The sequence below is a fragment of the Mesorhizobium sp. C120A genome (assembly GCF_030323105.1).
GTDB lineage: Bacteria > Pseudomonadota > Alphaproteobacteria > Rhizobiales > Rhizobiaceae > Mesorhizobium.
The window spans coordinates 819241-837639 of sequence record NZ_CP100476.1; the positions used below are offsets into that span (position 1 = coordinate 819241).

Below are 18399 nucleotides of genomic sequence, written 5' to 3' on the forward strand. Positions count from 1 at the left end.
ACCACCAATGCCGAAGACCGAAGCCGAGCTTTTCGCCTTTCTTGCCGATCTCGGCATATCAGTGTCGACCGTGCGCCATCCGCCGCTCTATACGGTGGCCGATTCGCAGTCGCTGCGCGGCGAGATACCGGGCGGGCACACGAAAAATCTGTTTCTCAAGGACAAGAAGGACAATTTCTTCCTGGTCAGCGTCGGCGAGGAGGCGGTCGTCGACCTGAAGCAGATCCACACGATGATCGGCGCCGCCGGCCGGGTGTCGTTCGGCAAGCCGGAGATGCTGATGGAGCTGCTCGGTGTCATTCCGGGCGCGGTCACCGTGTTCGGGCTGATCAACGACACCGAAAGACGGGTGAAGGTGGTGCTCGACCAGGATTTGATGGCACATGCGACAGTCAACGCGCATCCGCTGACCAATGAGGCGACGACGTCGATCGCGTCCGCCGACCTCATCAGATTCGTCGAGGCAACCGGACATGATGCTGCTATCTTGAAAGTCTCGGCTTGATCGCCACATGGATGGCGAAAACTGACCTCTAGTTAAGGACGTCGCGCTGCTCCGCTGGGCGCGACCGGAAGGGCGACGACATGAGCGACAACAACAATCCGTTTGGCGGCCAATTCGGCGGCAATTCGGGCCAATACACCACTTCCGTGCAATATGGCGGCGCCGAGCCGGCCAAGTCGGCACTTGGCCCGACACCCGGCGCAGCACCTGCCGCTGGCGAGCTGATCAAGGACACCACGACCGCCACTTTCGCCGCCGACGTCATCCAGGAATCGCGCAAACAGCCGGTACTGGTCGATTTCTGGGCGCCGTGGTGCGGGCCCTGCAAGCAGCTCACGCCGCTTCTGGAAAAGGCGATCAAGGCCGCCGGCGGCAAGGTCAAGCTGGTCAAGATGAACATTGACGATCATCCCTCGATCGCCGGCCAGCTCGGCATCCAATCGATCCCGGCGGTCATCGCCTTCAAGGACGGCCAGCCTGTCGACGGCTTCATGGGCGCCATCCCCGAGAGCCAGATCGCCGAGTTCATCACCAAGGTCGGCGGCAAGGGCAATGGCGCGCCGCCCGTCGCCGAAGCACTGGCCGCGGCGGCGGAAGCGCATGCGGCGGGCGATGCGCAGACCGCAGCCGACATTTACGACGCCATCCTGGCGCAGGCGCCGGAGACGATCGAGGCGATTGCCGGGCTGGGCGAGCTTCTGTTCGAGGCCGGCGACAGCGACGGCGCCGAGGCGCTGCTGGCAACGGCGCCGGAGGCCAAGAAGAATGCGCCGGCACTTGCCGCGCTGCGTGCCAAGATGACGCTGGCTGCGGAAGCGGCAGCACTTGGCAATCCAGCTGAATTCGAGCAGCGACTGGCCGCCAATCCCGGCGACCACCAGGCGCGTTTCGACCTCGCCATGATCCAGAACGCCAAGGGCGAGCGCCATGCGGCGGCCGACAATCTTCTGGCGATTATAAAAGCCGACCGGACGTGGAACGAGGACGGCGCCAGGGCGCAGTTGCTGAAACTGTTCGAGGCCTGGGGCATGACCGACGAGGCGACGCTGGCGGCACGGCGCAAATTGTCGTCGCTGCTGTTTTCCTGAGCCGTTTGCCGGCCAAATTGCCGGGGCGTGGCTGTCGGGCCTTGCGGTCGGCGGCCGCCGCGCCAGATTAGGCCGATAACATCGCGCCCGAAGCGGGTCGGAGGAGTGAAGGTGCAGGTCGGAAACGCATTTTACCGGGTCGGCAAGGATCTGCCGGCAACCATTCCGGTGTTTCCGCTTGCCGGCGCGCTGCTGCTGCCGGGCGGGCGCATGCCGCTAAACATCTTCGAGCCGCGCTATCTGCAGATGGTGGATGAGGCGATCGCCGGCGCGCGGCTGATCGGCATCGTCCAGCCCAGCCTCAATGGCGCGTTGCGCGCCGACGGCGAGCCGGAACTGTGCAATGTCGGCTGCGCCGGGCGCATCATCTCGATGGCCGAGAGCGGCGACGGCCGCTATCTGATTTCGCTGCAGGGCGTCTGCCGTTTCCGCATCACCAGCGAATTGCCGGTGAAGACGCCGTTCCGGCAATGCAAGCTGGCGCCGTTCCTCACCGATCTCGCCGAAGACCAGGCGGCAAGCGAGATCGACCGGCCGGCGCTGTTGAAAGCGTTTCGCGCCTATCTGCAGGCCAACGATCTCGAAGCCGATTGGGAAAGCGTCAGCCGCGCCGAGAACACCATGCTGGTCAATGCGCTGTCGATGATGGCGCCCTACGGACCGGCCGAGAAACAGGCGCTGCTGGAGGCGCCCGACCTGAAAGCCCGCGCGGAGACGCTGATCGCGATCACCGAAATGGCGCTGGCGCGCGAGAATGAGGACTTTGGCTCCAGCCTGCAATAAGGGCTGAGCCGATGGCTGAAGGGGGATCCAATGGCTGCGGATGGGCGTGACGGCAAGTCGGTCAATGTCGATCCAAAATTGCTGGAGCTGCTGGCCTGCCCGCTGACCAAGGGGCCGCTGGCCTGGGACCCGGTGCGCGGCGAGTTGATCTCGCGGCTTGCCAAGCTCGCTTATCCCGTGCGCGACGGCATCCCGATCATGCTGCCCTCGGAGGCGCGGACTATTTCGGCGGAAGACGTGCTGTCGCCGCCGCGATTGGGTGGGCCGGGCTGAAGGGCCAGGGGTGGTTCAAACGGACCTCAGCCTAAGAAGCCATTCTGTTGGCGATCCTTCGCGCCCCCCTCTGCCCTTACCGGCATTAATGTCATGGGCTCCCGACCGCCCTGCACTTGCCTACTGAAAATTCCGCCCCTTGGGCATGACCCTTTCAGCTTTGTCCGAGAGGGTGGCAATGTCGGGCCGGGCAGCCGGCGTCATCTCTTCCAGCAGCACCGTCAGCCACGGCGTTAAATCCTCGATCTTTTCGGCGACGATGTGGATGACGTCGGATTCCGACTGCAGCTTGCCGGTGACCTTGACGAAGCGCGCGCCCATGACGATGGGCCGGAAACGGGTAAAGGTCCGCTCCCAGAAAATGACGTTGGCGACGGCCTTGTCGTCTTCCAGCGTCAGGAAGATCGCATTGCCCTTGCCGGGCCGCTGCCGCACCAGCACCAGGCCGGCGACCGAGACCCGCCTGCCGTCGCGCACCGAGCCGAGATTGGCATTGGGAATGACGCCGGCGCGGTCGAGCCGCTCGCGCAGGAAGGCGACCGGATGCGCCTTCAGCGACAGGCCGAGCGCGCGGTAGTCGTGGATGACGTGCTCGCCGAGCGGCATTGTCGGCAGTTTTGTCTCGGGCTCGAGTTCGCGCAGCCGGATCGCCGGCTGGTCGAACAGCGGCAGCCGTTCGGCGGCGCTCTTGCCATCCAGCGCGCGCACCGCCCACAAGGCTTCACGACGATCGAGGCCGAGCGAGCGGAAGGCGTCAGCCTGCGCCAGTCTTTCGATTTCGCCGACATCGAGGCCCGAGCGCAGCCACACATCCCTGACGCTTGTATAGCCGGCGCCGCGCCGCGCGGTGAAAGCTTCCATACGCTTCTCGGCCAAGCCCTTGATCTGACGGAAGCCAAGCCGGACGGCGCACCGGGTCTTGATGACACCGCGCATTTCGGCATGGCGCGCCAGGATGCGGCCCGGATCGAATTGGGCTTTCTCCAGGGTGCAGTCCCAGTCGGAAAAATTGACGTCGACGTCGCGGATATCGACGCCATGGTCGCGCGCGTCGCGCACCAGCTGGGCCGGCTGGTAAAACCCCATCGGCTGCGAATTCAGGATCGCGGCGCAGAACACGTCGGGATAAAAGGTCTTGAACCAGCAGGAGGCATAGACGAGCAAAGCGAAGGAGGCGGCATGGCTTTCGGGAAAGCCGTATTCGCCAAAGCCCTCGATCTGCTTGAAGCAGCGCTCGGCGAAGTCCTTGGTGTATCCCTTGCCGACCATGCCGTCGATCATGCGCTGGCGGTAATTGCCGATGGTGCCGGTGCGCTTGAAGGTGGCCATGGCGCGGCGTAGTTCGTCCGCCTCGCCCGGCCTGAAGCCGCCGGTGACGATGGCGATCTTCATCGCCTGTTCCTGGAACAACGGCACGCCCAGCGTCTTGCCCAGGATTTCTTCCAGTTCCGGCTTGGGGTACTCAGGCATTTCCTTTTTCTGCCGGCGGCGCAGATAGGGATGCACCATATCACCCTGGATCGGACCGGGCCGCACGATCGCCACCTCGATGACCAGGTCGTAGAATTCGCGCGGGCGTAGACGCGGCAGCATCGACATCTGCGCGCGCGATTCGATCTGGAAGACGCCGAGTGTGTCGGCGCGGCAGATCATGTCGTACACGTCGTTCTCTCCCGGCGGCAGGGTGGCCAGCACATAGGGTCGGCCGTAATCATCCCGGGCCTTCGGATAATGGTCGGTGAGCAAGGTGAAGGCGCGTTTGAGGCAGGTCAGCATGCCAAGCGCCAGAATATCCACCTTCAGGATCTTCACCGCGTCGAGATCGTCCTTATCCCACTCGACCATCTTGCGCGCCTCCATCGCCGTCTTGACGATGGGGACGATCTCGTCGAGCCGGTCGCGGGTAATGACGAAGCCGCCGACATGCTGCGACAGATGCCGGGGAAAGCCCATGATCTCGTTGGCGTGGGCGATCACGTGACGGGTCGAGGTCTCGTTGCGGTCGAGGCCGCCGGCATGCGCCTCCTTCTCGCCGAGCTCCGAGGTCGACCAGCCCCAGATCGAACTGGAAAGCGCAATGCGGACATCGTCCGACAGGCCCATGGCCTTGGCCACCTCGCGCAGCGCCGAGCGGCCGCGATAGCTGATGACGGCGGCAGCCAGCGCGGTGCGCTTGGCGCTGTATTTGGAGTAGATGTACTGGATCACCTCCTCACGCCGCTCATGCTCGAAATCGACGTCGATGTCGGGCGGCTCGTTGCGCTCCTCGGAAATGAAGCGCTCGAACAACGTGTCGATGCGCTCGGGGCCGACCTCGGTGATGCCGATGCAGTAGCAGACGATCGAGTTGGCGGCCGAGCCTCTGCCCTGGCACAGAATGCCCTCATTGCGGGCGAACTGGACGATGTCGTAAACGGTCAGGAAATAGCGCGCATAATTCAGACGCTCGATCAGAGCGAGCTCCTCACTGATGCGCTGCAAGACGGAAGCGGGGACGCCCGCCGGATAGCGCGTGGCGGCCCCCTCCCTGGCCAGACGCTCTAGCTCGGCCTGCGGCCCAAGCCCTGATTGCGTCGGCTCGTCGGGATAATTGTACTGGAGGTCGCTGAGCGAGAAGGTCAGTTCGCCGGCAAAGCGCAGCGTCTCGGCCAGCGCCCGTGGATGGCGGCGGAAGAGACGGGCCATTTCCAGCGGCGGCTTCAGATGGCGCTCGGCGTTGGCCGTCAGCTCCAGCCCGACCTCGGCGACCGGCAAATTGAGGCGGATGGCGGTGAGCACATCTTGCAGCGAGCGGCGCTCGGCGCTGTGATAAAGCACGTCGTTGGTCGCCATCAGCGGCACGCCGGCGATGTCCGCCATGCCCGCCGCCTGCTCGATGCGGAAACGGTCATTGCCGCGATAATCCGGCGCCATGCCTAGCCGCAAATTAGCGCCGAAACGGTCTTTCAGTTGACGGACCAATGCCAGGGGATCGTCGGCATTCGCCGAGAGATCCGGCAGCACCGCCAGCGACAGCAGGTCGCCCCATTCGAGCAGGTCGCTGCGCTGGAGAAGGGTCGCGCCCTTCTCGTTTTCATCGCGCAAATTGGCTTGCGTCAGCATGCGGCAGAGATGGCCCCAGCCCTTGCGGTTCTGCGGATAGGCGAGAATGTCCGGCGTGCCGTCGCCGAACACCAGGCGGCAACCGGGGTGATAGGCGAGCTTCTCGACCTTGGCCTGCTGCCAGGCGCGCACGACGCCGGCCACCGTGTTGCGGTCTGCCAGTCCGATCGAGGAAAAGCCGAGGAATTTGGCCGCCACCACCAGCTCCTCCGGCTTGGAGGCGCCGCGCAGGAAGGAGAAGTTCGACTGGATGCCGAATTCCGCATAGGGGATGACGGTCAGCGCGTTCATGCGAAGACCCCATGCATGAACCAGCGCGGCGGCACCTGCGGGTTGCCATAGAGGCCTTGCCGGTAGAGCCAGTAGCGACGGCCGCCGGCATCCTCGATCCGGAAATAGTCACGCGTCGATGTGAGCGGATTGCTTGACGTTTCACGCCACCATTCCGGCGCGATGCGTTCCGGCCCCTCGGCGCGCACAACCCGGTAGAGGGCGCGGCGCCAGCGGAAATTCATCGGCGGACCCTCAGGCATTTCGGTGGCCGACACCTCGATCGGCTCGGGCGAACGGAACAGCCGGATCGGCCGTTCCGGCGGGAAGATGGTTGCGCGCGGCGCGTCTTTCGAGCCCGGCTTCCTGGGCGGTGCTTTGCGTTGTGGCGCTTCCGAGAACGGGATGGTGGCGATGGCGCGCTCCGGCAGATGGCTCTCGAGGGCGACCGGTTTCAGCACCGCACTGTCGCCGAGCCTGGCGCGGATGCGGTCGGCAAAGAGTGCCATGTCGGCGCCGTCATCCTCGGTCTCGCCGGTCAAATCGGCCTGCTGCATGTCGAAGCCGGCGGCCGCCAGCACCGAAAGCCGCACCAGGTCGAAGCCGTAGCCGGCATCGATGTCCTGTTCGAGCGCGGCCAGCCGCTCATGGAACAGGCGCTGGATAAGCTTGGGTTCGCGCAACGGTCGCGAGGTACCGACAGCGATGCGGCTGACGGCGCCGTCGACGCGAAACAACAGCAGCGCCAGCATCCTTGCGCCTTCGCCGCGGCGTTCGAGATCGGCCTTCAGCGTCACCGCCAGCAAGAGCACCAGCCGTTCGATCTCGGCGGTCAGCACGACCGGCTCGGCCAGGTGGCGTTCGACTGAAAGGGGCGCCACCGGCAGGCGCGGCGATACCGCCTCGTCGAGGCGGCCGAGCGCCTGGTCAAGACGCAACAGCAAGGTCGCGCCGAAACGGCGGGCGAGCGGCGCGCGCGGCGCTGCCATGACCGCGCCGGCGGTGCGCAGACCGACGCTTTCCAGGCTGGCGCGGATATCGGCCTCGATGCGCAGTGCGGCCAGCGGCAAGGGGGCGAGCAGCGCTTCTTCCTCGCCGGAGACAACGATGCGGTCGCCGCAAAAGCGCGCTGCCGCCCAGGCTGCACCCGGCGTCGCGGCCAACCCGGCGCGGACATCGAAACCCTGCTGGAAAAACCGCGCAAGGATGTCGTCCAGCATGGCGCGCTCGCCGCCGAACAGGTGGGTACAGCCGGTGACGTCGAGATAAAGCCCGTCGACGCCGTCAAGCGCCACCAGCGGCGTATAGCGGTCGCACCAGTCGGCGAGGCCTTCGAGCAGCCGGCGGTCGGCCTCCGGATCGGCCTCGACAATGTCGATCGAGGGATGCATGGCACGGGCGTCGGCAATGCCCATGCCAGGCTTCAGATGCAGCGCCTCAGCCCGCTCGTCGAGGGCCGATATGCGCTGGGCGTTGCGGTCGCGATGGCTGATCACGAGCGGTGGGTGAGATGGCGGCAGATGATCCGAAGGCCGGGAACGCCACGACCGTCCCAGGCGCTGGCGCAGGATCCGTTCTGCCGCCAGATGCGGGAACCACAGCGACAGAATTCTCTGCCCGTTTTTCGCGGGGCTTTCTTTCTTCGAATGCGTGTTCATCGGGGTTCCACTCCAGTGTGAATTGTCCAGGCAGAGCGGTGCGGCTCTTGCCGATGCTGACGGTGAAGGCAGGGTGGCCGATCGAGCCGGCAAGCGGCCCGGCGATCGTCCGGCGCGATTTCGCTGGTGCAGCCGACACGATGAGGCGCACCGGGGCGGCGGTCGGCTCGGCTTCGCCGGCCTGGCGCAGCAGGAACACCGGCCGGCCGGCGTTTTGGGCGCGCGCGTGCAGCCGGCGCGTCGCGGTGAGGTCGAGCCGCTGCGGGCTGCCACGGATTTCGAGGATGATTGCGGCGAGCGCCGTCATCTTGGCGGCCTCCTCGGCTACCCACAGCGCATCGGTGAGTTTCGGCGCCTCGGAAAACAGCAATTGCTCCGGTGCGAGACCGAACATGCCCTGCAATCCCCTGGCATAGGGAAAGCCGGCCTCGCGAAAAATCTCCGATGTGCCGATCCACAGCACGGGCAAGGGCTGGCCCTTGAGGATCAGGCTGACAAGCGACAGCACAAAGCCGGCGACGGCCCCGGCATTGCGGGTCTCAAGGCCATGGATTTCGCTCAAGGCGGCTTTCGGAAGGCCGCCGCTCAGCGCCGCATCGAGGCGCTCGACGCCGGTGGCCAGGAAAGCATCCGGCGAAGCCACGGCAAGCCCGCGCCGGATGATGGTGACATCGGCATCGGGTTCAGGCGCGGCGTCGAGACCGCCGCCAGGACCCGCGCGCAGCCCCTCGCCAGCCGGCGCGGCCAGGCGCTCGGGCAGCGTTCCCTCGATCTTCGCGATCTGGCGGCGCAGGGCAAAAACAGTCTCCCGCGCCACGGCTGATGTCGCCATGACGGTCAATTTCTCTCACAATTGTTCCTGTTATGTTCCCATAGATTCCAGAGGGTGCCGGAAGAGTCAAGCGGAGTCAGAAGGAATTTATTCCTTGATCAAAGGTGGCGAGGCCAACCTTGGACTTTGGTCGCAGCCATTCGGCGCAAAGAAACAGTCATCGGCCAGGTACCCGTCCATTTGCCGAGTCCGGAGGGAAAGCCTATATGCCGGGATCAAAGGACAAAGCATGGCCCGCATCTACAAGACCCGCACCTGGCACGATGAACTCTCGCCCTCGATCGAGGAGATGGAGTTTCTGGCGCTGGAGGCGTACGCGCATCTGCCCGACGATTTCCGCAAGCTGACCGGCGAGATCGTCATCATGATCGCCGAATTCCCGACCGACGAGATCATGGACGATCTGTCGCTGGAGACGCCGTTCGACCTGCTCGGCCTGTTCGAGGGCCGCGGCATCGCCGAGCGCTGGAACCCGCAGACCGGCGAAGGCCCGAACCGCATCACCCTCTACCGCCGCGCCATCCTCGACTACTGGGCCGAGAACGAAGAGACGCTGGGCGACATCGTCACCCACGTGCTGATCCACGAGATCGGCCACCATTTCGGCCTGTCGGATGATGATATGGAGAAAATCGAAGAGGCGGCGGAGTGAGGCTGCGCCGATATTCAGGTGAAGCCGGCCTGCGAACGGCAGCTTCCTGCGCTTCCGGTGCTCGCGTACTTTAAGTACGCTCCGCTCCGGTTCTCGGAAACCACTGTTCTCGGCTCGGCCTGACCTGAATCTCGACACAGCCTGCGTCCGTGCCTGGCAAAGCCTACCAGTCGCTCAGCTTGGTATCCGGCCCGTATTCCTGGCCGTCGATATCCTTCACCACCGCCTGGCCGCAGCGCATCGATTTGGTCTTCTTGTCGTAGGCGTAGGTCGGTGAGCCGTACAGGTGCCAGCCCTTGTTCAGCGCCGCGGTGACCTTGTGGCAGAAGGTTGAATCGTCGGGGGCGGACAAAAAGCGGTAAAGTCTCATGGGTCAGATCCTGTCGTGAGTTCGTCTTTTCGGGGCGGATCATGCGCCGATGGCGGCGGCCTTCGCCAGCAATTTCTCGGCCTGCGCCAGATGCAGCCGCTCGACCATCCTGCCGTTCAGAGCAATCACGCCCTTGCCGGCATTTTCCGGCAAGGCGAAGGCATCCTTCACCGCGCGCGCCTCGGCGAGAGCTTCGGGCGCGGGCGCAAAGGCGCGGTTGGCGGTTTCGATCTGGGCGGGGTGGATCAGCGTCTTGCCATCGAACCCCATGGCAGCGGCTTCCGTGCATTCGCGCGCAAACGCGTCGAGGTCGCGAAAATCGTTGGAGACGCCGTCGAGCATGTCGATGCCGCCGGCCCGCGCCGCCAGCACCATCTGCATCAGCCAAGGCACGAGGTAGCGCCGATCAGGCGTCGCCAGAATGCCGGTTTCCTTGACCAGATCGTTCGTTCCGGCAACGAAACAAGCTAGGCGCGAGGCCGGGTCGCGGCCGAGTTCGGCAATGGCGCCGATATTGAGCATGGCCTTGGGCGTCTCGATCATCGCCCAGAGCTTGACGCTGTCGGGGGCAAAATTATCGTCGAGCACGTCGCCGACTTCGAGGATATCGCGCGGCGTGGCGACCTTGGACAACAGGATGCCGTCGGGCTCGAATTTCGCCGCGGCGAGCAGGTCATCGTTGCCCCATTCGCTGGACAGCGCGTTGACGCGCACGATCATTTCGCAGCGGCGCCCATGCTGATTGGCAACTGGTCGGCTGGCGAAAATGCCGGCCAATTTGTCCCGCGCGGCGATCTTGTCTGAGGGCGCGACGGCGTCTTCGAGGTCGATGATCACGGCATCGCAGGCCAGCGTCGCGATCTTGGCCAGCGCCTTGTCATTGGAGGCGGGGACGTAAAGCACCGAGCGGCGCGGGCGGTAAGGTTCGCTTGTCATGGCCGATCTATGCCGCGTGGGGGCGGGGGAGGCAAGCGTCCGACCGGTACCTGATGACGAGCCAACTGCGAAAGCTTGCGCTGCCCCGCCCGTCCCGCAGCAGTTGCGGAAGGGGGCCTTTCCTCTCCCCCGTCGATCGGGGGAGAGGTGTCGAGCGAAGCTCGACGGAGTGGGGGTCGACGGAGTGGATGTCGACCCTTGGGGCGCAAGGCGAGGCGATGTTTGCACCGAATGCCCTTCCTGTGTCCGTTCGCGGCGACTGCCAGGTGGTTCCCCCACTCCGTCTCGGCTTCGCCGAGCCACCTCTCCCCCCTCCGGAGGGAGAGGAAAGGAGCCTGGCTGGGACAGCGCCAACGTCCGGAAAGATGGGGGGGAGCGCCCCGGCCGTAAGCGCAGGTCCTGCACGAAAACTGCACATCCCTGCGGAAAACCTCCTCCGCTCCGCCCCGCCGTTTCCATGCGAGCCCGCGACAACAGCGGCATGCAACAGCGAAACGCTCACCTTTGGTCCTTGCCCTATCGCCTGCGCAGCGAAAGCTGGTGGTTGGTCGATCCGCCCCGGGCGGCGGCCCGCCCTTACCTGGAAGCGAGCCTGCTCCCTTTTATCCGCCCACCGGCCGAGCGGACCCAGCCCATCAGGAAAATCCGCGCATGACATCGTTTGCAAGCTTTTCCAGCCGCTTCGGCATCGCCGTCCTGCTCGTGGCGCTGGCGGATTTTTTCTTTTACGGCCAGCCCGCCGGGATCACGGTGCTGCTGTTTGCCATCCTGATCGCCGGCGCGGTGGTCGCTGTGCATCCTGCCGCGCTGAATTCCACCCGACCCTGGCTCAAGCCGGCCGCTTTGTTCGTCGCGCTGCTGCCGCTGGCCGAGAACGTCAGCCCGCTGTCGGTGGCGATAGCTGTCGTGGCGCTGGTGGTGTTTGCGCTGTCCCTGTCCGGGCGGCTACGGCACGGCATCGCCCGCATTGCCGGCCAGGTGGCGCTGTTCCTGCTGGCGGCGCCGCTGCGCCTTATCCGTGACTTTTTCCAATGGCGCCGCACGGTGCGCCGGCTTGGCGGCCGCCGCATCCGCCTGGCGTCCATCATCGTCTGGGTCATGCCGGTGACGCTGGGCGCGGTGTTCCTGTTCTTGTTCGGCGCCGCCAATCCGGTCATCGAATACTGGCTGTCGCTGATCGACCTGATGAAGCTGCTCGATCTCATCCAACTGGCGCGGATCGTCTTCTGGCTGTTCGTGATCGCCGGCGTCTGGGCTTTCCTGCGGCCTCGCCTGCCGCGTTTCCCGCGCCGCCTTCCACCTTTGACGCCGCCTGCAGCCGTGGCCGCACCGGCCGCGACTAAACCAGCGACAACGATCGAGGCCGTCGTCTTCGGCAAGGCCGCGATCCTGCGCGCGCTGATCGTCTTCAACGCCTTGTTTGCGCTGCAGACCGGGCTCGACGCAGCCTATCTCTGGGGTGGGGTCGCCCTGCCGGACGGGTTGAGCTATGCCGCCTATGCGCATCGCGGCGCCTATCCACTGATCGCCACCGCGCTGCTGGCCGCCGGCTTCGTGCTGGCGGCGCTGCGGCCGGGCAGCGAAACCTCAGGCGATCCGCTGATCCGCCGGCTGGTCTATGCCTGGGTGGCGCAGAACATCGTGCTGGTCATCTCGTCGATTCTCAGGCTCGATCTCTATATCGGCGTCTATGCACTGACCTACTGGCGCATCGCCGCCTTCGTCTGGATGGGGTTGGTGGCGTCAGGGCTTGCACTGATCATTGCCCGCATCGCGGTTGGAAAATCCAACGAATGGCTGCTCTCCGCCAATCTTGCGACGCTATCGGCGACGCTTTATGCCTGCTGCTTCATCAACTTCGCCGCAACGATCGCCAATTTCAATGTCGACCATTCCCTTGAAATGACCGGCGACGGCACGCCTATCGATACCGAATATCTGCGCTCGCTCGGCGCTGCCGCCATGCCGGCGCTGGACCGCCTCTACATGCACCAATTCGGAAACCAAACCACCTATCTGGCCGATCAAATGATGATCGACGACACTATCGCCGAGCAGAAGCAGTGGCGCGCCTGGAGCTTTCGCGGCTGGAGGCTCGTGCAGGTTCTCGACAAGAGAGGTCCGCTCGTGCTTCCTCCACCTACCCAGCCCTCGCAACCTTCAGTGCCGGACCGTTAGATCCATGCCGCATCAGATCCTGGTCGCCGACGACGATCCGCACATTCGCGAGATCATCTGCTTTGCGCTGGAGAGGGCCGGGATGAAGACGCAGGCCGTCGCTGACGGCGCAGCCGCCCTGCAGGCGATCGAAGGCCGCGAGCCCGACCTCGTCGTGCTCGATATCGGCATGCCGGAGATGGACGGGCTGGAAGTCTGCCGGCGGCTGAGGCAGCGCTCCGATGTGCCGATACTGTTCCTGTCGGCGCGAGACGAGGAGATCGATCGCATCCTCGGGCTCGAAATGGGCGGCGACGACTATGTGACGAAACCGTTCAGCCCGCGCGAGCTGGTGGCGCGCGTCAACGTTATCCTGCGCCGCGCCCGCCCGGTGGCGCCCGACCCGGCCGACGACAAAAACTTCGCGCATGGCAAGCTCAGCCTGGTGCCGGCCAGCCACGGAGCCAGTTTCGACGGCAAGGCGCTGGCGCTGACGGCGATCGAGTTCTCGATCCTCAGGGGATTTCTGGCGCGGCCGGCGCATGTGCTGGGCCGCGACCTGGTGGTCGCCAGCGCCTATGCCGCCAACATCCACGTCGCCGACCGTACCGTCGATAGCCACATCCGCAACATCCGCGCCAAGCTGGCGGCGGCGGGCTGTCTCGACGCCATCGAAACCGTGCATGGTGTCGGTTTCCGGCTCGGCCGATGCGGCGCCTGAGCGACGCCAAATGGATCGGCACCAAATGGCGGCCAAGGCTGGCCACGGTGGTTCTCGCCATCCTCATCATGGTGCTGGCGCTGCCGCTGGTCGGCCTGTTCTTCTTCCGGCTTTATGAAAACCAGCTGATCCGCCAGACCGAGGGCGAGTTGATCGCGCAAGGCGCCGTCATCGCCGCCATCTATGCACAGAATATCAGTGACGCCGCCATTGCCCCGGAGAAGCTAGGGGTGCCGATGCAGGCTGACAGCGGCGATGCCAGCCGCGGCGACGACTCGCCTTACCAGCCGATCGAGCCGAGCCTCGATCTCGCTTCCGACTACCTGCTGCCGACCCGACCCGCCGGCATCGCCGCGGCCATCGATCCAGCCTTCGCGGCGATCGGCGCCAGCCTGTCCGGCATTCTCGACACGACGCAAAAAACCACGCTGGCCGGCTTCCGGCTGCTCGATCCGCGCGGCGTTGTCATTGCAGGGCGCGACGAGGTCGGACTATCGCTGGCCAATGTCGAAGAGGTGCGCACCGCCCTTGCCGGCCACTACGCCAGCGTGTTGAGACAAAGAATTCCCGACCAGCCGCCACCGCCCCTCTATTCGGTCAGCCGCGGCACGAAAGTTCGCGTCTTTGTCGCCATGCCGATCGCGGTCGACGGCCATGTCGCCGGCGTGATCTACCTGTCTCGAACGCCGAACAACATCGTCAAGCATCTCTATGGCGAACGCGGCAAGGTGACGCTGGCGGCCATCGCCATGCTCTCTGGCACGCTGGTGATCGCGCTGGTGTTCCTGCGCACCGTGAGCCGGCCGATCTACGCGCTGATGGAGCGCACGAGGCGCATCGCCGCCGGCGACCGCGACGCGATCCGGCCGCTCGACCATCACGGCACGCGCGAAATGGCCGAGCTGTCCGCGGCCTTTCTCGACATGGCGGAAAAGCTGCAGGCGCGCTCCGACTCGATCCAGACCTTTGCCACCCATGTCTCGCACGAGCTCAAATCGCCGCTGACGGCGATCCAGGGCGCGGCCGAACTCTTGCGCGATTCCGGCGAGGCGATGGACGCGGCAGAGCGCAAGCGGTTTTCCGGCAACATCGTCAACGATGCCGGAAGGCTCAATCTGCTGGTACGGCGCCTGCTCGATCTGGCGCGCGCGGAAAACCTGGCGCCGAGCGGCGAAAGCACATCGCTCGATGCGGCGCTGGCATTGCTGCCGGTGGACGGCAGGCTGGCTGTGACCATCGAGACGGGCGGCGAAACCGGTCTGCGCATCTCGGCCGAGAATGCGGCGATCGTGCTTGCCAACCTGATCGACAATTCCGCCAGGCACGGCGCGACCCAGGTTTTGCTGGCGGCTGCCAGCGCCGACGGCAAAGTGACGATTGCGATCAGCGATGATGGCGCCGGCATTTCGCCGAGCAACAGGGCGCGCATTTTCGAGCCGTTCTTCACCACGCGGCGCGAATCCGGCGGGACCGGCATGGGCCTCGGCATAGTGCTGGCCCTCCTGAAAGCGCATGATGGCACGATCGCGCTGGTTGACTCCGGGCGCGGCACGCGCTTCGAGATCATTGTGCCGGGGGCATGAAGGATGCCGGCGGCCGGATCGGAGAAAAACGTGCGCTACGACATCGTCATCATCGGCGGAGCCATCGTCGGCTCCTCGGTCGCCTACTACCTTCGCGAGGAAGGCTTTTCCGGCTCCATCGCGCTGATCGAACGCGACCCGCAATTCGCCCATGCGGCAACGACGCTGTCCATGGCCTCGATCCGTCAGCAATTCTCGATTCCGGAAAATATCCGGCTGTCGCAGTTCACGCTAAACCTGTTCCGGCGGCTGAAGGAGACCTTCGGCACCGACGCCGATATCGGTTTTCGCGAAGGCGGCTATCTCATCCTGGCCGGCGAGGCCGGGTTGCCGATCCTGAAAGCCAACCACCAAGCACAGGTCGCCGAGGGCGCCGACATTCTGCTCGAGGATGCCGACCAGCTGGCAAAGCGCTTTTCGTGGCTGTCGACGGAAGGCATCAGCGCCGGCGCCTTCGGCCGCAGCGGCGAGGGCTGGTTCGACGCTCATGCGATGCTGACGCTGTTCCGCAAGGCGCTGCGCGACAGACAAATCGATTTCATCGCCGCCGACGTCACCGGCATCGAGAGGCAGGGCAACCGCGTCACCGGCGTGGACCTCGACAACGGCGAAAGACTGCAAGCCGGCATCGTCGTCAATGCCGCCGGGCCGAATGCCGGCAAGGTGGCCGGCATGGCGGGACTCGTGCTGCCCGTCGAGCCGCGCAAGCGCAACGTTTTCGTCTTCGAGGCGCGGGCAAAATACGCCGACATGCCGCTGCTGGTCGACCCATCCGGCATCTATGTCCGGCCTGAAGGCTCGGTCTATCTCACCGGCGGCGCCGAGCTGGAGGAGGGCGATGGCCCCGCCGACCCCCGGGATTTCGACGTCGACTGGCCGCTGTTCGAAGAGGTGATCTGGCCCGTGCTGGCAACCCGCATCCCCGCCTTCGAGGCGATCAAGCCGACCCGCGCCTGGGCAGGCCACTACGACTACAACACGCTCGACCAGAACGCGGTGATCGGACCGCATCCCGAGGTCGAGAATTTCATCTTCGCCAACGGGTTCTCAGGGCATGGGCTGCAGCAGGCGCCGGCCGTCGGCAAGGCGCTGGCGGAGCTTTTGGTGCATGGCGGGTATCGGACCGTGGATTGCTCGGCGTTCGGGTACGCCAGAGTGGCCGAGGGAAGGGCGTTCCGGGAATTGAATGTGATTTGAGGCGGGCGGAATAGGATCGCTCTGTCGAGTTCCCGCCCACCCCCCTCTGCCCTGCCGGGTATCTCCCCCGCAAGGGGGCAGATTGGCAGCTTCGGCGAAGGCGCCATTCTTGCAACGTCGGCGATTGGCGAAAGCGGTCGCGGCATCTGATCTCCCCCCTTGCGGGGGAGATGGCCGGCAGGCCAGAGGGGGGTGCTGTCCCGCGAGATTCTAAGCAACCATCGCACTGACAGCCATCGCGTTGCCCAGTGCATGCCCGGCGGCCGTGTTGTCGAAAATGCCCCAGACCTCGGCACCGGAAGCGGCCGCTGCTTCCACTTGCCGCGCAAACCGGTCGAGCCACCCGGCCCTGCTGCCTCCGGAACCGAAGCCGGGTCGGCGGCGACCCGTGCGACCTGGTGACCGGCCAGCAGTGCGTCCGCCTCGGCGCCGAACCAGCTGGGATGGCGCGGCTCGCATGCCAGCCTTGCCCGGACACACTTGCTCAACATGTCGAAGAAACCGCCGGCGACCTCCGGCTCGAAGGGCAGGCTTGGCGGCAGCTGCGCCAGAAGCACGCTCAGCTTTTCGCCGAGACCTTCGACCTGCCCGAGAAAGTCCTCCGTCAGCCCCTCGCAATCGGCGAGGCGATGCTCATGGGTCATGCTCTTCGGTGCCTTGACCGCGAAGCGGAAGTGCTCCGGCACGGCGTGCGCCCAGCGCTCATAGGTCTCGCGGCGGTGCGGCTTGTAGAACGAGGTGTCGATCTCGACGACCGGAAAGCGTTTTCCGTAACGTTCGAGATGCGACCCGGGCTGCGGAAAGTCAGCCTTGTATCGAGACGGAATTCCCCAGCCGGCGGTGCCTATGAGAGATCGGCGATTTCCCATGCTGGGGATGTGGACCGGATGAAGCGCGGGTCAAGGGCGGTGCCGGCAGGCGTTGTTCCGCGGGGTCCTGAACACCGTTCCGCATTGCCCGAGAACCTTGCCCGCCTTGACTGCCCAACCCGATCGGCAATTGCGCCCGACGCGCGTCAGCCCTCGCGGGAGAACCAGAACGCGTCGGCCATTCGCGTCATGCCAATACGCTCATAGAAGCCGACGGCGTCGGGCATCGAGATCAGGCTGATGGCGACCGAAGGCCCAAGCTGCCGGCGGGCCTCGTCCATCAGGCCCTTGCCGATGCCGCCGCCTTGCGCCGATTGCGACACGGCGAGCTCTGAGACGTAGCACACCCAGGAAAAATCGGTGATGGCCCTGATAACGCCGATCAGCGGCCTGCCTTCGATGTCGAGCCGCGCCGTGAGCACCAGGTTCGCGCCTGAAAGCATCGCCTGCAGCCGGGCGTCGTCATCGACGGGGCGTGTTTCGCCGAGCGTGGATTCGACCAGCACGCGGCGGAACTCGGCGACGTCGAGCTCAGGCTCCCTGGCATAGATAATCTTCGATTGTGCGGTCATGGGCGTAAGGTGCACCAGCGGCAGCCGGTTTTAAAGACAGTGCCGCGTCGATCTTTCGATCGGGCCGCGCACCAACAGTTGCCTTTTATTTGCCGGCGGCTTTGTGTAAACCGGGCGCCAGCAAACCCTGACGCAACGAATTATCGATCAAGAACGGGCAAAAGCCATGGAAAAATTCACCAAGCTCACCGGCGTCGCCGCACCGATGCCGATCGTCAATGTCGACACCGACATGATCATCCCCAAGGATTATCTCAAGACGATCAAACGCACCGGGCTCGGCAGCGGCCTGTTCGCCGAAATGCGCTACAAGGACGATGGCTCGGAAAACCCCGACTTCGTGCTCAACAAGCCAGCCTACCGCAAGGCGCAGATCCTGGTCGCCGGCGACAATTTCGGCTGCGGTTCGAGCCGCGAACACGCGCCGTGGGCGCTGCTCGATTTCGGCATTCGCTGCGTCATCTCGACCTCGTTCGCCGACATTTTCTACAACAACTGCTTCAAGAACGGCATCCTGCCGATCACCGTCAGCGCCGAAGACTTGGAGAAGCTGATGGACGACGCCTCGCGCGGCTCCAATGCGACGGTTTCGGTCGACCTCGAGGCCAAGGAAATCCGCGGACCGGATGGCGGCGTGGTCACCTTCGACCTCGACGACTTCAAGCGCCACTGCCTGCTGAACGGTCTCGATGATATCGGCCTGACCATGGAGAAGGCCGGCGCCATCGCCTCGTTCGAGAAGAAGAACGCTGCCGAGCGTCCTTGGGCCTGAGTGGTACGAGATGGCCCGGCCGCCACAAAGCCGGGTTCGTGGCGGCTGAACGGAGGGGA

At 65.0% G+C, this 18399-nt stretch carries 16 protein-coding genes and 1 pseudogene; 10 read left to right on the forward strand and 7 right to left on the reverse strand.

Annotated elements, in window-relative coordinates; genetic code table 11:
- Positions 1-7: 7 nt before the first annotated feature.
- The 4 genes from NL532_RS04020 to NL532_RS04035 all read left to right on the forward strand — a co-directional run bounded on the left by NL532_RS04020 (position 8) and on the right by NL532_RS04035 (position 2649).
- The gene (locus NL532_RS04020; protein ID WP_023754927.1) at positions 8-505 is read left to right on the forward strand and encodes a prolyl-tRNA synthetase associated domain-containing protein; all 498 of its coding nucleotides are present in this window, start codon (positions 8-10) and stop codon (positions 503-505) included.
- 80 nt (positions 506-585) lie between these two features.
- Positions 586-1593, forward strand: coding sequence for a thioredoxin (trxA, locus tag NL532_RS04025; protein WP_023698125.1), 1008 nt, complete (start codon positions 586-588; stop codon positions 1591-1593).
- Positions 1594-1704: 111 nt separating this feature from the next.
- Positions 1705-2376 carry an LON peptidase substrate-binding domain-containing protein gene (locus NL532_RS04030; protein ID WP_023703197.1) on the forward strand — a complete coding sequence of 224 codons (672 nt, stop codon included), beginning with the start codon at positions 1705-1707 and terminating at the stop codon, positions 2374-2376.
- A gap of 30 nt (positions 2377-2406) precedes the next feature.
- Positions 2407-2649 (forward strand): Trm112 family protein, encoded by a 243-nt coding sequence (locus tag NL532_RS04035; RefSeq protein ID WP_023672122.1) that lies wholly within the window; start codon positions 2407-2409, stop codon positions 2647-2649.
- A 120-nt stretch (positions 2650-2769) separates the two neighbouring features.
- On the opposite strand, the gene NL532_RS04040 is transcribed toward NL532_RS04035, so the two are convergent.
- The 3 genes from NL532_RS04040 to NL532_RS04050 are packed head-to-tail and all read right to left on the reverse strand — an operon-like array spanning position 2770 to position 8511.
- Entirely contained in the window at positions 2770-6042 is a 3273-nt protein-coding gene (locus NL532_RS04040; protein WP_023829859.1) for an error-prone DNA polymerase, read from the reverse strand.
- Positions 6039-7517 carry a Y-family DNA polymerase gene (locus NL532_RS04045; RefSeq protein WP_023829858.1) on the reverse strand — a complete coding sequence of 493 codons (1479 nt, stop codon included), beginning with the start codon at positions 7515-7517 and terminating at the stop codon, positions 6039-6041. The genes NL532_RS04040 and NL532_RS04045 overlap by 4 nt, the downstream gene beginning before the upstream one ends.
- Positions 7459-8511, reverse strand: coding sequence for an ImuA family protein (locus tag NL532_RS04050; RefSeq protein WP_023829857.1), 1053 nt, complete (start codon positions 8509-8511; stop codon positions 7459-7461). The genes NL532_RS04045 and NL532_RS04050 overlap by 59 nt, the downstream gene beginning before the upstream one ends.
- 229 nt (positions 8512-8740) lie before the next feature.
- Here NL532_RS04050 and NL532_RS04055 point away from each other — a divergent pair, with 229 nt between their 5' ends.
- The gene (locus NL532_RS04055) at positions 8741-9163 is read left to right on the forward strand and encodes a metallopeptidase family protein (protein WP_023702572.1); all 423 of its coding nucleotides are present in this window, start codon (positions 8741-8743) and stop codon (positions 9161-9163) included.
- Between the two features lie 163 nt (positions 9164-9326).
- Here NL532_RS04055 and NL532_RS04060 read toward each other — a convergent pair whose 3' ends face one another.
- Both NL532_RS04060 and NL532_RS04065 read right to left on the reverse strand, forming a co-directional pair.
- A complete protein-coding gene (locus tag NL532_RS04060; RefSeq protein WP_023673921.1) occupies positions 9327-9533 on the reverse strand; it encodes a DUF1737 domain-containing protein in 207 nt (68 codons plus the stop codon).
- A gap of 39 nt (positions 9534-9572) precedes the next feature.
- Positions 9573-10469 carry an HpcH/HpaI aldolase/citrate lyase family protein gene (locus tag NL532_RS04065; RefSeq protein ID WP_023829856.1) on the reverse strand — a complete coding sequence of 299 codons (897 nt, stop codon included), beginning with the start codon at positions 10467-10469 and terminating at the stop codon, positions 9573-9575.
- A 651-nt stretch (positions 10470-11120) separates the two neighbouring features.
- On the opposite strand from NL532_RS04065, the gene NL532_RS04070 reads away from it, so the two are divergent.
- The 4 genes from NL532_RS04070 to NL532_RS04085 are packed head-to-tail and all read left to right on the forward strand — an operon-like array spanning position 11121 to position 16127.
- Positions 11121-12647, forward strand: a complete 1527-nt coding sequence (locus NL532_RS04070) for a DUF4153 domain-containing protein (RefSeq protein ID WP_023828760.1) — start codon at positions 11121-11123, stop codon at positions 12645-12647.
- A 4-nt stretch (positions 12648-12651) separates the two neighbouring features.
- Positions 12652-13347: a response regulator transcription factor gene (locus NL532_RS04075; protein WP_023826847.1), complete on the forward strand. Its 696-nt coding sequence runs from the start codon at positions 12652-12654 to the stop codon at positions 13345-13347.
- On the forward strand, positions 13335-14930 hold the full coding sequence (locus NL532_RS04080) for a HAMP domain-containing sensor histidine kinase (RefSeq protein WP_023826848.1): 1596 nt from the start codon (positions 13335-13337) through the stop codon (positions 14928-14930). The genes NL532_RS04075 and NL532_RS04080 overlap by 13 nt, the downstream gene beginning before the upstream one ends.
- A gap of 30 nt (positions 14931-14960) precedes the next feature.
- Positions 14961-16127 (forward strand): NAD(P)/FAD-dependent oxidoreductase, encoded by a 1167-nt coding sequence (locus NL532_RS04085; protein ID WP_023828759.1) that lies wholly within the window; start codon positions 14961-14963, stop codon positions 16125-16127.
- A gap of 374 nt (positions 16128-16501) precedes the next feature.
- On the opposite strand, the pseudogene NL532_RS04090 reads toward NL532_RS04085, so the two are convergent.
- Positions 16502-16996 (reverse strand): annotated as a pseudogene (locus NL532_RS04090) (DUF72 domain-containing protein); the annotation flags it as partial.
- 146 nt (positions 16997-17142) lie between these two features.
- On the reverse strand, positions 17143-17568 hold the full coding sequence (locus NL532_RS04095; RefSeq protein ID WP_286487885.1) for a GNAT family N-acetyltransferase: 426 nt from the start codon (positions 17566-17568) through the stop codon (positions 17143-17145).
- A 166-nt stretch (positions 17569-17734) separates the two neighbouring features.
- Here NL532_RS04095 and leuD point away from each other — a divergent pair, with 166 nt between their 5' ends.
- Positions 17735-18340 (forward strand): 3-isopropylmalate dehydratase small subunit, encoded by a 606-nt coding sequence (gene leuD / locus NL532_RS04100; protein WP_023730275.1) that lies wholly within the window; start codon positions 17735-17737, stop codon positions 18338-18340.
- The last annotated feature ends 59 nt before the right edge of the window (positions 18341-18399 follow it).

Coding starts and splice junctions, on each gene's coding strand:
- NL532_RS04020 (WP_023754927.1), top strand. CDS start 8: ATGCCGAAGACCGAAGCCGAGCTTTTCGCCTTTCTTGCCGATCTCGGC.
- trxA (WP_023698125.1), top strand. CDS start 586: ATGAGCGACAACAACAATCCGTTTGGCGGCCAATTCGGCGGCAATTCG.
- NL532_RS04035 (WP_023672122.1), top strand. CDS start 2,407: ATGGCTGCGGATGGGCGTGACGGCAAGTCGGTCAATGTCGATCCAAAA.
- NL532_RS04040 (WP_023829859.1), bottom strand. CDS start 6,042: ATGAACGCGCTGACCGTCATCCCCTATGCGGAATTCGGCATCCAGTCG.
- NL532_RS04050 (WP_023829857.1), bottom strand. CDS start 8,511: ATGGCGACATCAGCCGTGGCGCGGGAGACTGTTTTTGCCCTGCGCCGC.
- NL532_RS04055 (WP_023702572.1), top strand. CDS start 8,741: ATGGCCCGCATCTACAAGACCCGCACCTGGCACGATGAACTCTCGCCC.
- NL532_RS04060 (WP_023673921.1), bottom strand. CDS start 9,533: ATGAGACTTTACCGCTTTTTGTCCGCCCCCGACGATTCAACCTTCTGC.
- NL532_RS04065 (WP_023829856.1), bottom strand. CDS start 10,469: ATGACAAGCGAACCTTACCGCCCGCGCCGCTCGGTGCTTTACGTCCCC.
- NL532_RS04070 (WP_023828760.1), top strand. CDS start 11,121: ATGACATCGTTTGCAAGCTTTTCCAGCCGCTTCGGCATCGCCGTCCTG.
- NL532_RS04075 (WP_023826847.1), top strand. CDS start 12,652: ATGCCGCATCAGATCCTGGTCGCCGACGACGATCCGCACATTCGCGAG.
- NL532_RS04080 (WP_023826848.1), top strand. CDS start 13,335: ATGCGGCGCCTGAGCGACGCCAAATGGATCGGCACCAAATGGCGGCCA.
- NL532_RS04095 (WP_286487885.1), bottom strand. CDS start 17,568: ATGACCGCACAATCGAAGATTATCTATGCCAGGGAGCCTGAGCTCGAC.
- leuD (WP_023730275.1), top strand. CDS start 17,735: ATGGAAAAATTCACCAAGCTCACCGGCGTCGCCGCACCGATGCCGATC.